This is a genomic window from Microbulbifer guangxiensis, assembly GCF_021729075.1.
Classification (GTDB): Bacteria; Pseudomonadota; Gammaproteobacteria; order Pseudomonadales; family Cellvibrionaceae; genus Microbulbifer; species Microbulbifer guangxiensis.
In genome coordinates this window covers 49,740-64,069 of sequence record NZ_JAJSAQ010000006.1, presented here as the reverse complement: position 1 = coordinate 64,069, position 14,330 = coordinate 49,740, and the positions used below count along the sequence as shown (strand labels likewise).

General features: G+C 61.7%; 13 protein-coding genes. 10 read left to right on the top strand and 3 right to left on the bottom strand.

Annotation, left to right across the window (positions count from 1 at the left end; translation table 11 throughout):
• Positions 1-73 precede the first annotated feature (73 nt).
• Together LVD12_RS13485 and gloB are read right to left on the bottom strand one after the other, a co-directional pair.
• Positions 74-1,627 carry a LysM peptidoglycan-binding domain-containing protein gene (locus tag LVD12_RS13485; protein WP_237068258.1) on the bottom strand — a complete coding sequence of 518 codons (1,554 nt, stop codon included), beginning with the start codon at positions 1,625-1,627 and terminating at the stop codon, positions 74-76.
• 208 nt (positions 1,628-1,835) lie between these two features.
• Positions 1,836-2,603: a hydroxyacylglutathione hydrolase gene (gene gloB / locus LVD12_RS13480; protein WP_237068257.1), complete on the bottom strand. Its 768-nt coding sequence runs from the start codon at positions 2,601-2,603 to the stop codon at positions 1,836-1,838.
• A gap of 212 nt (positions 2,604-2,815) precedes the next feature.
• Between gloB and LVD12_RS13475 the strand changes: the two genes are divergently transcribed.
• The 3 genes from LVD12_RS13475 to dnaQ are packed head-to-tail and all read left to right on the top strand — an operon-like array spanning position 2,816 to position 4,830.
• Positions 2,816-3,601: a methyltransferase domain-containing protein gene (locus LVD12_RS13475; RefSeq protein ID WP_237068256.1), complete on the top strand. Its 786-nt coding sequence runs from the start codon at positions 2,816-2,818 to the stop codon at positions 3,599-3,601.
• Between the two features lie 60 nt (positions 3,602-3,661).
• Positions 3,662-4,099 (top strand): ribonuclease HI, encoded by a 438-nt coding sequence (rnhA, locus tag LVD12_RS13470; RefSeq protein WP_237068255.1) that lies wholly within the window; start codon positions 3,662-3,664, stop codon positions 4,097-4,099.
• A 2-nt stretch (positions 4,100-4,101) separates the two neighbouring features.
• Complete coding sequence (dnaQ, locus tag LVD12_RS13465; protein ID WP_237068254.1) at positions 4,102-4,830, top strand: DNA polymerase III subunit epsilon; 729 nt, start codon at positions 4,102-4,104, stop codon at positions 4,828-4,830.
• Between the two features lie 55 nt (positions 4,831-4,885).
• Here the strand turns inward: dnaQ and nhaB are convergent, their stop codons facing one another.
• A complete protein-coding gene (nhaB, locus tag LVD12_RS13460; protein WP_237068253.1) occupies positions 4,886-6,421 on the bottom strand; it encodes a sodium/proton antiporter NhaB in 1,536 nt (511 codons plus the stop codon).
• 334 nt (positions 6,422-6,755) lie between these two features.
• Here nhaB and LVD12_RS13455 point away from each other — a divergent pair, with 334 nt between their 5' ends.
• The 7 genes from LVD12_RS13455 to LVD12_RS13425 all read left to right on the top strand — a co-directional run bounded on the left by LVD12_RS13455 (position 6,756) and on the right by LVD12_RS13425 (position 14,308).
• On the top strand, positions 6,756-8,453 hold the full coding sequence (locus LVD12_RS13455) for a FimL-related protein (RefSeq protein WP_237068252.1): 1,698 nt from the start codon (positions 6,756-6,758) through the stop codon (positions 8,451-8,453).
• A gap of 13 nt (positions 8,454-8,466) precedes the next feature.
• On the top strand, positions 8,467-9,279 hold the full coding sequence (gene nudC, locus LVD12_RS13450) for an NAD(+) diphosphatase (protein WP_237068251.1): 813 nt from the start codon (positions 8,467-8,469) through the stop codon (positions 9,277-9,279).
• A 19-nt stretch (positions 9,280-9,298) separates the two neighbouring features.
• On the top strand, positions 9,299-9,949 hold the full coding sequence (locus LVD12_RS13445; protein ID WP_237068250.1) for a cation/multidrug efflux pump: 651 nt from the start codon (positions 9,299-9,301) through the stop codon (positions 9,947-9,949).
• A 48-nt stretch (positions 9,950-9,997) separates the two neighbouring features.
• Positions 9,998-11,182: a protease SohB gene (gene sohB, locus LVD12_RS13440; RefSeq protein WP_237068249.1), complete on the top strand. Its 1,185-nt coding sequence runs from the start codon at positions 9,998-10,000 to the stop codon at positions 11,180-11,182.
• 49 nt (positions 11,183-11,231) lie between these two features.
• Positions 11,232-12,233, top strand: coding sequence for a YhdH/YhfP family quinone oxidoreductase (locus LVD12_RS13435; protein WP_237068248.1), 1,002 nt, complete (start codon positions 11,232-11,234; stop codon positions 12,231-12,233).
• 139 nt (positions 12,234-12,372) lie between these two features.
• A complete protein-coding gene (locus tag LVD12_RS13430; RefSeq protein WP_237068247.1) occupies positions 12,373-13,638 on the top strand; it encodes a patatin-like phospholipase family protein in 1,266 nt (421 codons plus the stop codon).
• The gene (locus LVD12_RS13425) at positions 13,622-14,308 is read left to right on the top strand and encodes a DUF4919 domain-containing protein (protein ID WP_237068246.1); all 687 of its coding nucleotides are present in this window, start codon (positions 13,622-13,624) and stop codon (positions 14,306-14,308) included. Before LVD12_RS13430 ends, LVD12_RS13425 begins: the two co-directional genes overlap by 17 nt.
• The last annotated feature ends 22 nt before the right edge of the window (positions 14,309-14,330 follow it).

The window sequence follows — 14,330 nt, the reverse complement described above, 5'->3', positions numbered from 1 at the left end:
AATGGTGGGGTTTATCAGCACACTAAGCCCGCATAAGCGGGCTTTTTCATGTCTGCTGTCAGCTGTATCGGCTTCAACCGCTTGCCGCGGTGTCCACGAACAGGGTCAGGCGCTGACCCGGCTGTAGATAGGTGGATTTGCTGATCTTGTTCCAGCGCAGGATATCGTTGATCTCGATGCTGAACTTGCGGGCAATGCGGTACAGGGAATCGCCATTGCGCACCCGGTACGAGAGCTTGCGGGTCGTGCGGCTGTTACTGTCGCCACCGTTGTAGGCGACCAGTTTCCGGCCAGGCCGGAGGGTGTCGCCGGGAGCCATGCTGTTCCATTTGGCGAGATCCCGCACGCCGACATCCATGGAACGGGCAATGCCCCAGAGCGTATCTCCCGGCCGTACGGTATAGGTGGTTTTGCTGCCCTGACCGGACGACTGCTGCCGGCGGACGCGCTCATCCAGTGCGTAGGCGTATTGCCCGGCAGGTCCGGAAGCGCTGGGGATCAGGAGTGTCTGGCCGGCGCGGATCGTGTTGCCACGCAGCTTGTTGGCTTCGCGAATGGCTGCGACGGTGGTTTCATAGCGACGCGCGATGGTGGAGAGCGTGTCACCGCGGGAGATCTTATAGCGTTGCCAGCTGACGCGCTGGTCGACGGGCAGTTCGCTCAGTGCAGCGTGGAAGACTCTTTCGCTGGCTGTCGGAATCAGGAGTTCATGATTGCCATTCGGGTCGGTGGCCCAGCGATTGAAGCCGGGATTGAGCAGGTAGAGCTCTTCGACTTCGATACCCGCCAGATCGGCTGCCTGTGCAAGATCGATCTGGCTACCCACATTCACCTTGGTGTAATAGGGTTCGTTGGCCACGTCGTGCAGGGGCACCCGGTAGTAGTCCGGTCTGGACACGACCTCTGCCAGTGCCAGCAGCTGTGGGACGTAGCGCTGTGTCTCCCTTGGCAGTTTCAGGTCCCAGAAAGTGGTACCGAGGCCGCGGCGCTCATTCCGCTGCCTCGCGCGCCGCACGGTGCCCTCTCCGGCGTTGTAGGCCGCGAGGACAAGCTCCCAGTCGCCATCGAAGCGCTCGGACAGGTACTGAAAATAGGCGATCGCCGCGTCGGTGGAGGCATCCACGTCCCGGCGGCCGTCATACCACCAGTTCTGGTGCAGGCCGAAGGCGCGGCCGGTGGCGGGGATGAACTGCCACATGCCCGAGGCGCGGGCGTGGGAGTAGGCGAAGGGGTCGTAGGCGCTCTCGACGATCGGCAGCAGCGCCAGCTCCATCGGCAGGTTTGCCTGCTCGAGCTTGTCCGCTACGTGGAAGATATAGCGCCGGGAACGCTCAGTCACCCGGGACATATAGCCTTCATTCTTCGAGAAATAGGCCACGTAATCCCGGACTTTGGGGTTGTCCAGCCGGCGCTCCAGGTGGAAGCCACGGCGGAGCCGATCCCAGATGTCAACGGGAGGCAGTGCCGCCTCCGGCTTGGCCGAAGTGGCTTTCTCCATACTGGGAGAGGCTACAACCTTTCTGTCGTGGTACAACTCGTCCTGCTGCGCAATGGGCTGTTTTTCCACTTGCGCGCAAGCCCCCACGGCCGCTGCCAGTACTGCAACGGCAAATCTTTTATGAACCATGCTGGTGCCCGCGATGCTTATAGCTTGGGTTTCTACTGCTGCGTTGGCGCCAGGTTTGTAATTCTTGGAGTCAAACCTGAGCTTTTATCTGTAATTGACTGATTCTAAAGAGAGGTACCGGGACTGGTCAACGGCAAATGGCTATTTATTGGTCAGATTGTTGCTCAAATCAACATCTGTTGCGGACAGTCCATTCTCTCTCTTTTGTTCAAAAATTATCCTTCCACTTTCGCAAACTGGCGAAAACCTCCACCTCATCGGAATTGTCTTCTGCCCCGTGACTGGCGGCCCGCCTGGCCACCGCGGGAATATGACAGCGCAGAAAGGGATTGGTTGCCAGCTCCTCGCCGATCGTCGACGGCAGAGTCGGCTTGCCCTCGGCACGCAGGTTGTCCACCTGGCTGAGCCGATTCTGCAGCACCGCATTGCCGGGTTCTGCTGCCTTGGCAAAGCGTAAATTGGCGCTGGTGTACTCGTGGGCGCAATAAACTTGTGTCTCTGGCGGCAGGTCCGACAGACGGCGCAGGGAGTGGTACATCTGCGTCGGTGTGCCCTCAAACAGGCGTCCACACCCGCCTGCAAACAGTGTGTCGCCGCAGAACAGGTGCGGGGAGTCCCGGCTGCCGGGCTCCGTCAGCAGCAGTGCCAGGTGGTCCAGGGTATGGCCGGGCACGGCGATGACGCGGACAGTTGCCCCCAGCAGATGGAATTCGTCGCCGTCCTCGAGGGGCTCGGTCACGCCCTCAACTGAGGCAGGCCCATAGACCGGACAATGGTAGCGCTCTACAAGCGCGTCGATACCGCCGGTGTGATCCAGGTGGTGGTGGGTGATCAGTATGCCGCTCAGAGGGTTCTGGCCCAGTGCTGCCATGACCGGCGATGCATCTCCGGGATCGACTACCCAGTGCTCACCGTCGTGCTCCAGATGCCAGATATAGTTGTCGCTGAAAGCCGGTATTGGCGAGATTGTGAGCATTTTTATCACCCGCTACCCTAGATGGTGGAACCATACCACATGGCATTGAAGCACAAGGGGCCGAAGCGCGGTGAAAATACGGCGGCTCTTTACTCTGCCGTATGCTGACCCGCACGTAGAGTGTCGCTGCCCATCGTGGTAAAACTGCGAAAGGGCCGGTGGTTGCGCAAGACCGGTGTAAAATCGATGGCACCAGCACAATGGGAGCCCCAATGACCAGAAAGTCAGAACAAAAGCGGGAGCAGCCGAGTCTCGAGCAGTCGTGCAAGGACCTGGCCCCCTGGTTCTCTACCGGTCTGGGTGAGGAAATCCTGAGTCAGGAAATGGCGCTGGCGCAGCCGTTGATCGAGCGCCTGTTCGGCTATCACCTGCTGCAGGCGGGTATGACGGACAAGGTGGATTTTGCTGCCTGCAGCCGGATCAACCACTGTTTCCGCTTGAGTCCCTGCGCTTTCCAGGAGGGGGCGGCTCAGGTGGATTTCGGGCAGTTGCCGTTGCCCTCAGAGTCCATCGATGTGGCCGTGCTGCATCACCTGCTGGATTTCGCCGGCCAGCCCCATCAGGTTTTGCGCGAGGCCTCCCGGGTGCTGATTCCCGGTGGGCACCTCGTGTTGATCGGCTTCAATCCCTTTTCCATGCTCGGTTTGTCGCGATTGCTGTTCGACAGGGCACCGCACCAGCGTGGTAATCAGTTGCGGGCGGCCCGGGTGGAAGACTGGATGAACCTGCTCGACCTGCAGGCCAATACCGTTGAGCGCGGTTTTTTCCGCCTGCCGTTACAGCACCGGGAGTTACTCGCCAAGACCCTGTGGATGGAGCGACGCGGAGCCCGCTGGCGCTTGCCTTGGGGTGGCTTTTACATCATAGTCGCGCGCAAAGAAGTGGCGCGTATGCGCACCATCAAGATTGACTGGCGCAGCAACCGCAAGCCGGCCCTCGGCGCCGTTCCCTCAAGTCCCCGCGTGGCGGCCCGGCGGCGGCATGATGACAAGCCCTGATCCCCGGCGCGGTCTGTTGAGCGTCAAGTACTGATTCAAGTAACGAAAATAACCAGTCCATTGAAGCAAGTAACAATCTATACCGACGGCGCCTGCCGGGGTAATCCCGGCCCGGGTGGCTGGGGTGCACTCCTTATCCACGGTGAGAGCGAGAAAGAGTTGTTCGGGGGCGAGGCCCATACCACCAACAACCGTATGGAGTTGTTGGCGGCAATCCGGGCGCTCGAAGCGCTGAACCAGCGCTGCCGTGTCGACCTGCATACCGATTCCCAGTACCTTCGCCAAGGCATAACCGGTTGGATCAATAACTGGAAGCGCAATGGCTGGAAAACTGCAGCCAAGAAGCCGGTGAAAAATGCGGACCTCTGGCGCCTGCTGGATGAAACCATCGGCCACCACGACGTTCACTGGCACTGGGTCAAGGGGCATGCGGGTGACCCGGGCAACGAGCGCGCGGATGAGCTGGCCAATCGCGGCATCGATGAACTGGAGAATTGACTATGAGACAGGTTGTTCTTGATACGGAAACTACCGGTCTTGACCCGAAGACCGGCCACCGCATCATTGAGATCGGTTGCGTTGAGCTGGTGAACCGCAAACTCACCGGCCGGCACTATCACCAGTACATCAACCCGCAGCGGGAGGTGGATGACGGCGCGATCGAAGTGCACGGCATCACCAATGAATTCCTGCAGGACAAGCCCGTCTTTGCGCAGATTGCCGATGAATTCATGGCTTTCTGTGAGGGTGCCGAGCTCGTCATTCACAATGCGCCGTTCGACGTGGGGTTTATCGACTGGGAGCTCAAGTTGCTCGGCAGCCCGCGCTGGAAAAGCGTTGCGGCGCACTGCAGTGTTCTGGATACGCTCGCGCTGGCACGGGAAAAGCACCCGGGCCAGAAAAACAACCTCGACGCACTATGCAAGCGCTATTTCGTCGATAACTCCCAGCGAGACCTCCACGGCGCCCTGCTGGATGCGGAGATCCTCGCCGACGTCTACCTGATGATGACCGGTGGGCAGACTGACCTGGCCCTTGCCCAGGGCGGCGACAGCCGCTCGGAAGAGCGCGGGGAGGGACAGCAGGGGGAGGCATCCCCGGGCGCGATCTATCGCCTCTCTGCGGATCGCGCCCCCTTGCCGGTTCAGCAGGCCAGTGCCGCCGAGCTTGAGGCCCACCGGGAAATGTTGGAACTGCTGGAGAAATCTGCGGGCAAGCACTTCTGGTGAGTACCGGCTGTGCCCCGCAAGCCCTGTGCAGTCAGGGCCACGGAGTTGGTCCCGTTCAGCTAATGACGTTGACCACGCAGAAGAGGGCGACACCGCTCAGCACCAGCGTGTAGGGCAGTGCCATCAGCACCATGCGTCCATAGGAAAGTCGGATCAGCGGTGCCAGCACCGATGTCAGCAGGAACAGGAAAGCCGCCTGGCCGTTGGGGGTCGCTACGCTAGGCAGGTTGGTTCCCGTGTTGATGGCGATCGCCAGTTTCTCGAAATGCTCACGACTGATTTCGCCTGCGTTGAGCGCATCCTTCACTTCATTGATGTAGACAGTCGCCACAAACACATTGTCACTGATCATCGACAGCAGCCCGTTGGCGACAAACAGCATCGCCGGTTGCTGCTGCAGGTCGAGCCCGAGAACGAAGTGTGTTACCGGGGTAAACAGGTGCTGTTGGTGGATGACTGCGACAATGGCGAAGAACACCACCAGCAGCGCCGTAAACGGCAAGGCTTCCTCGAACGCATGTCCCAGTCGGGCCTCCTGCACGACTCCATTGAAGGCGGTCAGCAGGACGATCACCATGAGTCCGACGAGCCCGACTTCAGCTACGTGGAAAGCCAGCGACAACACCAGCAGGATCGCAACTGTACCCTGGATCCACAACTCGGCCCGGTGGCCGGCATGGCGCTTGCGCGCTTCCTCCGCGGCGAAGTTTTCCAGCACTTCGCGCACTGCAGCCGGCAGTTGTGCCCCGTAACCGAAGCGGCGGACTTTCTCCAGCAGGGCGCAGGTGGCGAGACCGGCAAAAAAAGTCGGCACCGTCACCGGGGCCATCATGTGGAAGAACTCGGCGAAATCCCAGCCCGCTTTTTCAGCGATCAGCAGGTTTTGTGGTTCCCCGACCAGGGTCATAACGCCACCCAGTGCCGTGCCTACGGCGCCGTGCATGACGAGGCTGCGCAAAAAAGCCCTGAACTCGTCCAGGTCCTCGCGGTGATATTCCACCACATGATCATCGCTGGAGTGGTCGTGATCGACATGGTGGTGCGGCTGGTTGCTGGCCACACGGTGGTAGACGGAGTAAAAGCCCACCGCCACTGCAATCAGTACCGCGGTGACAGTAAGTGCATCTAGAAATGCGGACAGCACGGCGGCCAGGCCGCAGAACAGCAGGGACAGCAGGGTCTTGGAGCGCACCCGGAGCAACAGGCGGGTAAACAGCGTCAGCAGCAGATCCTTCATGAAGTAGATGCCTGCCACCATGAAGATCAGCAGCAGGATGACTTCGATATTGTCGCTGACCTCGTGGAAGACGGCCTCTGTGCTGGTCATTCCCAGCAGGATCGCCTCGATTGCCAGCAGGCCCCCCGGCTGCAGCGGATAGCATTTCAGGGCCATTGCCAGGGTGAAAATAAACTCCCCAATCAGGATCCAGCCGGTGACAAACGGACCCGCCAGGTGCAGCAGGAGTGGGTTTGCGAGCAGGAAGAGGGTGATGGTGACTTTGTACCAGTTCGGGGCTTCGCCAAGAAAATTGTGAAAAAACGCCCCGCCCATCCCGCCCGGGGCGATCTTGCTGTGGCCATGCTTTGACATCGTATGTACATCCTTGGGGAGTGTGCGCCAGCCCAAAATCTGGAGCTGGCACGGGCTGTGCAGCAGTGGTAGATCTCGCCCGGTCACCTGGGGGGGCACTGGATTTTTTCCTGGGCCGGATTCTGGGCTGGCAGAACGCTACTCCGTCGGTGGAAAAATTCAAGTGCTTTTGCTGTGGGCCCGGGAATTGTCGATTGATCGATGGAATTGTCCCCGGAAACCATGGATTCTCTGCCGGTTTGGTATACATTGGCCCTTGGCAGGTGCCGGCCGACCGGGCCTGCCTGATATTTGAACAGTGAATAATGAATAACAGTGTGCGGTGGTGTTGGCGGTGACTGAATTACGCGAAATCAACATTACGTCGGTGAACTTGATCAAGGCCGAGCTGACGACCTCCGTGGATTCCGCGGCGGCGCACCTGGATCAGTATGCCGCGGACCGTAACAACCGGCAGTCACTGGACCTGTGCCTGGCCCTGCTGCGCCAGATCACCGGTGTGCTGCAAATGGTGCAGCTGCAGGCGGCCGAGTTGCTGGGGCAGGAGATGTCCAGTGCCCTGCTGGATCTGCAGGAGGGGCGGCAGGAGCCGGTGAACGAGCTGATGGAGGCGCTCAGTACCGCCTTCTATGTGCTGACCCGCTACCTGGACTTCGTCCAGAACCGCGGCTTCGCGCGCCCCGAACTGCTGATCCCCTACATCAACAACCTCCGCACTGCGCGGGGGCTGGCTCCAGTGCCCGAGAGCCACTTCTTCCGCTGCCGCCTGAATGGCACCGTGCCTGGAGCCGTCTCTTCGGCGGTGATGGCCGAGGACCTGCGCAATTTCGTACGCCGCTTCCGGCATATGTACCAGGTGGGCCTGCTGGCCCTGCTGAAGGGCAAGCCCGCCAGGCCGGCCTTTACCATGATGTCCCGTGCACTGCAGCGTGTTGCAAGCATTTCCGCCGGGCGCCCTTCGGGAACCCTGTGGGCTGTAGCGGGCGCTGCTCTGGGCGGAATGGCCGCGCGGGAGATGCACAGTAATCGTTCCAGGGTGATGGTGTTCAGCATGCTGGACCGGCGCCTGCGGACGCTGCAGGCGCAGGGTGACATAGCCCTGGAGCAGCCCTCGCCGCCGGTGCTGGTAAAAGAGTGCCTGTACTGGCTGGCACTGTCCGGGCCCTCGGAGCAGGCGACCCCGATACTGGAGGCCTTTTCGGCCAGGCCGCTCGGTTACAGCGAAGCTGAACTCGAGCGTGAGCGTGCCAGTCTCGGCGGGCCGGGTGCCACGGCGATCACGGCTGTGGCAACTGCCCTGGACGAGGAATTGACCGGAGTGCGCCGTATGCTGGACGACGCCGAGCTGATCGGCGCTTCCGGCCTGGATGGAGACGATGGGCTGCTCGGCACCTTGCAGCGGATCGCCAGCACCCTCACCTTGCTGAACTTCCGCCGCGTGGCCGACGGCCTGCGCAGGGCGGTGCACGAGTTCCGCTCCAGTGCCGGCGCCGGTGGCCAGGCTGCAGCCGAGGCCCTGCAGAAACTCACCAGCCAGGTCCTGATGGTCGACAGCACCATACGCGCTCTGCGCCAGACTTCCAGTATCGATGTGGACGAGCACGGCCACGCCGACCTGGCCCTGGAGCGCAGCCAGCTGGCAGAGGCGGAGCTGGCTGTCCTGAAAGAGGCGGTGGCCGGACTTGCGCTGATCAAGCGGGCACTGGCTTCCTACGCGGAGTCGGATTTCGACCACGGCCACATCCGCAATGTCGCCACAACGCTCAACTCGGTCCGTGGCGGGCTCATTGTGCTGAACCTGAGCCGCGCTGCGGCAGTCGTCGAGAGGCTGGTGGCCTTTGTGCAGTCGGTGATGGAGCAGCGTGACACCGCGCCGGCCATCGAGCAGACCCTCGATACCTTCGCCGACGCGATCATCAGCCTCGAGTATTACCTGGGTGAGGTGAAACTCAACCGCAAGGCCGATAAGCAGTCCCTGGACCTGGCCATAGAAAGCCTCGATGCCCTCGGCTATCCCGTGGAAACGACCTGAGGCGGAGGGAGGCTTGAGCGAGCTGTTTGTACCCGCCACAGGCGTGCGACCGCTGCCGGCGCTGCGGCGCCATATTGTGATCGCTGATGGTATGTTGCTGCTCCATGGCGAGGGATTGCTGCATCCGCGCCTTCCGGTCGAGGGGGGCAGTGTGACGGCCAGTCATTATCTGGGTGATCTGGGTGGGGACCCCTGCGGGGTGCACTTCCTGTCCAGGCAGCTGGACGTGCCGGGATGTGGCTGGCACGGTCTCCGCGGCCTGTTGGGCCAGGTCAGTGAACTGGAGTTCTCCCTCGCCGGGCGCGCGGTCCAGGTGATCAACTGGGACCTCGATCACCGCTACTGTGGCCGCTGCGGCGGTCCCACCGAATTTTACGGCAGGGAGCGCGCCCGCTGCTGCAGCCGTTGCCAGTTCGTGGTGTATCCGCGAATCTCCCCCTGTGTCATCATGCTGGTCACCCGTGGAGAGGAGTGCCTGCTGGCCCGGCACACTCGCCACCGTCACGGCTTGTTTACTGCTCTGGCGGGCTTTATCGAAGCCGGTGAGAGCGCAGAGGAAGCCCTGGCCAGGGAGGTCCACGAGGAGGTGGGGGTCCGGGTCGGGGCAGCGCACTATGTGGGCAGCCAGCCGTGGCCGTTCCCCGGCCAGCTGATGCTGGGGTATCTGGCCGACTGGGCCGCGGGCGAGGTTTCGCCGGAGGAGGAGGAAATCTCCGAGGCCGCCTGGTTCCGGTACGACCGTTTGCCGGAGATCCCGCCCCCACAGACACTTTCCGGCCAGCTGATCCGTACTTTTGCAGCGCAGTGCGCCAGCCGGCAAACGTGATAATAAACCGGAGATCTGCATGTACATCGCCATTACCTTTCTGATTGCCGTGCTGGCACTCTTGCTGGTTTTCTGGGGTGGCCGCGTGCTGGTGGGTGGCAACTGGCTGCTCGGATTCATTCGCGGCAGCGTCGGCCTGATTCTGCTGGGCGCCGCATTGCTGATCGTGCTGGTGGCGGCCGACGTATACAGCTACCGCAACCTCGCCGAGGAGCACAGCGTCGGGACTCTCTCTTTCCGCAAGCTGGATGAACAGCACTTTGAGGCCAAATTCGCCGATGATGCCGGGGTTGCCCAGACCTTTGAATTGCGTGGTGACCAGTGGCAGCTGGACGCGCGCCTGCTGAAGTGGAAAGGACCTCTGGCGCGCTGGGGAATACAGCCCGCCTATCGCCTTGACCGGGTCAGCGGCCGTTACCTGACATTGCAGGACGAGCGGAATCAGGAGCGTACGGTGCACCAGCTGAACGGCAGCAATTACGGTGTCGATGTATGGGCATCACTCCGGGACGTGAGCAAGCGCCTGCCGTTTGTCGATGCAGTCTATGGCAGTGCCACTTTCCTGCCGATGGAAGATGGTGCCGTCTACGAGGTGCGCATCAGTCACACTGGGCTGCTGGCCCGCCCTCTCAACCAGCAGGCGACCTCGGCTCTCGAGGAGTGGCGCTGACGCGGGCGGCACCGTTTTTACCTCTCCAGAAACAGACAGGGAGCTTTAGTGGAATTTCTTATTGAATACGGCTTGTTTCTCGCCAAGGTTGTCACCATCGTGGTTGCGCTGCTGGTGGTTGTGGGCTTCGTGGTCGCCAACCGGGAGCAGCTCAAGGAGCGTATCCAGGGGCACATCACCGTCACCAGCCTGAACGATCGTTATGAGCAGATGAAAGAGACCCTGCTGCAGGCGGTCATGGACAAACACGAGTTTGCCCATCGACAGAAGCAGATGGTGAAGGAGAAGAAAGCCCGGGAGAAAGCCCTGGTAAAAAAACACAAAGCGGAGAAAAAGCAAAAGCCCGCGGAAAAAGTGCAGCGCAAGGACCTGGAGCCCACCGACACGCCGGTGCCGGAACAGGGTGAAGCCGATGCAGAGGCGGGGGAGACCCACTCGCACGCCGTCATTACCGCGAAGCCGGAGGGCGAACGTGCGCGCCTGTTCGTCGTACATTTTGACGGTGACATCAAGGCCAGTGCCCTGGCGCAATTGCGGGAAGAGATCACGGCGATCCTGCAGGTGGCCGAACCCGGTGACGAGGTGGTGGCCTGCATCGAGAGTCCCGGCGGCATGGTGGCGAACTATGGTCTGGCGGCGAGCCAATTGGCACGTGTGCGCAACGCGGGTATCCAGTTGACCATCGCCGTCGACAAAGTGGCCGCGAGCGGGGGTTACATGATGGCCTGTGTCGGTGACCGGATTCTTGCCGCCCCGTTTGCCATGCTGGGTTCCATCGGTGTGCTGGCACAGCTGCCGAATTTCAACCGTTTCCTGAAGCGCCACGATGTGGACTTCGAACTGTTCACCGCGGGTGAGTACAAGCGCACGGTAACCATGTTTGGGGAGAACACGGAGCAGGGTAAGGAAAAATTCCAGAGCGACCTGGAGGAAATCCATGCACTGTTCCAGCATTTCGTCGCCGAGTACCGGCCGCAGCTGGATATCGCCAAAGTTGCTACCGGTGAGGTGTGGTTCGGCCAGCGCGCGGTGGAACTGGGGCTGGTGGACGAACTGAAAACTTCCGACGAATACCTCACCAGCCGTGCCGTGGATGCGGACTTGTACCAGGTGGAGTACAAGGAACGGAAGAATATTGCCAAGAAAATGGGTCTCGCGGCCCAGGCCGGAGTGGAGTCGGCACTGATGCGATTCTTCTCCCGGCTGGCGGCCTGGCGGCACCAGGCGCAGTAAACCCGCAGCGACTGTGAGTCGGGCAGGGGACCGGACAGGGAGCAGGATGATGGCAGAGACATTTCGCGCAGTCTGGGTCGAGGAAGTGGCAGCCGGCAAGTTCGACCAGCAGATTGTCGAGCGGCCGGTGGCACAGCTGCCGGACAACCCTCTGATGCTGGCGGTTTCCCACTCCTCGCTCAACTACAAGGATGCCCTGTCCGCCTTTGGCAACCGGGCGATTACCCGGGAATACCCCCACACCCCCGGTATCGATGCTGTCGGCACGGTGGTGGCGGATCGCAGCGGCACTTTCGCCCCGGGCGAAATCCTGCTGGTGACCGGCTATGACCTGGGGATGAATACTGCCGGTGGGCTGGCCGAGCGCATTGCGATTCCGGCCCAGTGGGCCCTGCGGCTGCCACAGGGGCTCACTGCCCGGGAGTCGATGATTCTCGGCACTGCCGGACTCACCGCCGGCTTGTGTGTGGAGAAACTGCTGGAGGCGGGTGCCCGGCCCGAGGATGGCGAAGTCCTGGTGACCGGTGCCACCGGCGGCGTAGGCTCGATTGCCGTGGCCCTGCTGGCGCAACTGGGATTCCGGGTGGCGGCAGTCACCGGAAAACTGGAATCGGCGGACTTCCTCACCGGGCTCGGGGCCTGGAAAGTGCTGGATCGAGAGACCCTGGCGCCATTTGCCAGCAAGGCCATGGCCAAACCCCTGTGGGCCTGGGCGGTGGATACCGTTGGCGGCGACACCCTGTTCAATGTCATCAAGTCCCTCGCCTACGGCGGCGGGGTGGCTGCCTGTGGCATGGCCGCGGGGGCCCAGTTCCAGGCCAATGTGTTCCCGTTCATCCTGCGCGGTATCAGCCTGCTGGGCGTGGATAGTGTGGAGCTGCCCCTCGAGCGCAAGGCGGCAGTGTGGGAGAAACTGGCAGGGGACTGGTATATCGGTGAACAGCTCGATCGTATCGCCGAAGATATCGCCCTGGAACAGGCGCCGGAATTCCTCGCGCGCCTGCACCGGGGCCACGGTATCGGCCGCTACGTCGTGGATATGGCCCGGTGAGAGCAGGGTGCCGGACAGATGCCCGCGCCGTTCGACTGCTATCCTTGAGGTCCCCGCACGGCTTTGTCACAGTGCAGGGGCAAGATACCATTGGAGGACAGGGCCTGGCCCCTCCGGTGCCGCTTCCCGGTAAGAAACATTGACCGCAGAGAAAGAAATTCCCAAGCTGACCCATCAGTCCAGCGCCCTGGTCCTTTCCGGGGGAGGGGCGCGTGCGGCTTATCAGGCCGGTGTGCTCAAGGCACTGGCGGAGCTGACCCCGGAAACCAACCCCAACCCGTTCCAGATCATCTGCGGCACCTCGGCCGGTGCCGTCAATGCACTGCTGCTCGCTTCCCACCCCGGCACTTTCCGAGAGGCGGTGGATACCCTGTGCCGCCTCTGGCTGGACCTGACCGTTGACAGTATCTACCGCAGCAGCTGGCACAGCCTGCTGGGCAACATGTTCACCATCGGCCGCTCGCTGTTTCACCAGGGCGTCAGCCGCCAGCGCCCGCTGGCCCTGCTGGACAATTCGCCGCTGCGGGCATTGATTGAAGAGGCGATCAAGTTTCCCAATGTTCAGCGCAATATCGACGAGGGGCGGTTGCGCGCGGTGTGTGTCAACGCCATGTCCTACAACAAGGGGGAGTCGGTCAGCTTCTTCCAGGGCGCTCAGGAGCTGAAAGAATGGCGCCGTTTCCGGCGCTATGGCACCCGCGCGGAGATTACCGCTGACCATCTGATGGCCTCCTCGGCCATCCCGGCGCTGTTCGCCACGGTCAAGATCGGTGACGACTACTTCGGGGACGGCGCTGTGCGCCAGCTGGCACCCATCAGTCCGGCCCTGCACCTGGGCGCCAACCGGGTATTCGTGGTGGGGGTGTCGGACAACCGCTCACCGGTGCACTGGGGCAAGAAACGCTCCAAGGCGCCACGGCACTCGCCGTCACTGGCACAGATCGCGGGGCAGCTGTTCAACGCCGCTTTTATCGACAGTCTTGAGGGTGACCTGGAGCACCTGGATCGGGTCAACCTGCTGCTGGATTCGGTACACGAGAAGGAGCTGGCTGGCTTGTCCCCCCTGCGCGCGGTGGATTCCGCGGTGATCGAGCCCTCCCAGAGCCTCGATCGGCTGGCCGGTCGAAAAGTGCGCTACCTGCCCCCGGCTGTGCGCTGGTTGTTTCGCTCAACGGGTGCAACAACCGCCGGAGGCGGTGCATCGGCGGCCAGTTACCTCCTTTTTGAGAAACCTTTCCTGGGCGAACTGATCGAACTTGGGTATCAGGATGCGATGTGGGAACAGAACCGGCTGCGTGAGTTCCTGCGTCCGCAAGTGGAAATTCAGGAGTCCGAGCGCAGAGGATTGTTCGGCATCCGAAAAAAACCGGCAACGGAGATAACAACGCATGACCCCAATCATTAAACCGGTCGCAATCATCGCCATGGCAGTCCTGCTCACTGCCTGTGCCGGGGCACCGACAGGGGGACCGGAATCCACGGTGGCCGATCGCCAGCCGCCTGTGCCCGCAAGCGAGTACCGGCGCCTGCTAACGGAGGCTCAGACGCTCTCTTTTACGCTGGACTTTGATGCCCTGCGCAGGGCCTACAGTGAGTCTGAAGAGTACAACCCCCACGGCGGTATCCGGCTGACCGGACTGCCGGAAGCCTATCAGTCGGTGGAGCAGTCGGACTATGAACGCTGTCTGCGCTACGTGGATGAGGTACTGGCCAACAACTACATGAGCCTCGAGGCGCATATGATCGGTGTGGTCTGCAGTGGCAGAAGTGAAGCGCACGACCGCGAGGATCTTCACCGCTACATGGTCGAAGGCCTGATGGACTCCATCGAGCGCAGTGGCGACGGCCGCACCCAGGAAAGTGCCTACCACACCATCACCACCTCCGAGTTGCGGGCGTTCGTGCGCCTGAAGGGGTTGGAAGTGCTGGAGCAGTCCATCGTTTACGACCAGCAGGGTGTCTATGACAAGATGCAGGTGCGCGACCCCGAATCCGGCAGTGAGTACCCGCTGTTTTTCAATGTTAGCCAACAGTTTGCGCACTCGGTGGAAAACGAGAGTGCCTCGCTGGAGTAAACCGGCAGCATCAGTCGACCCG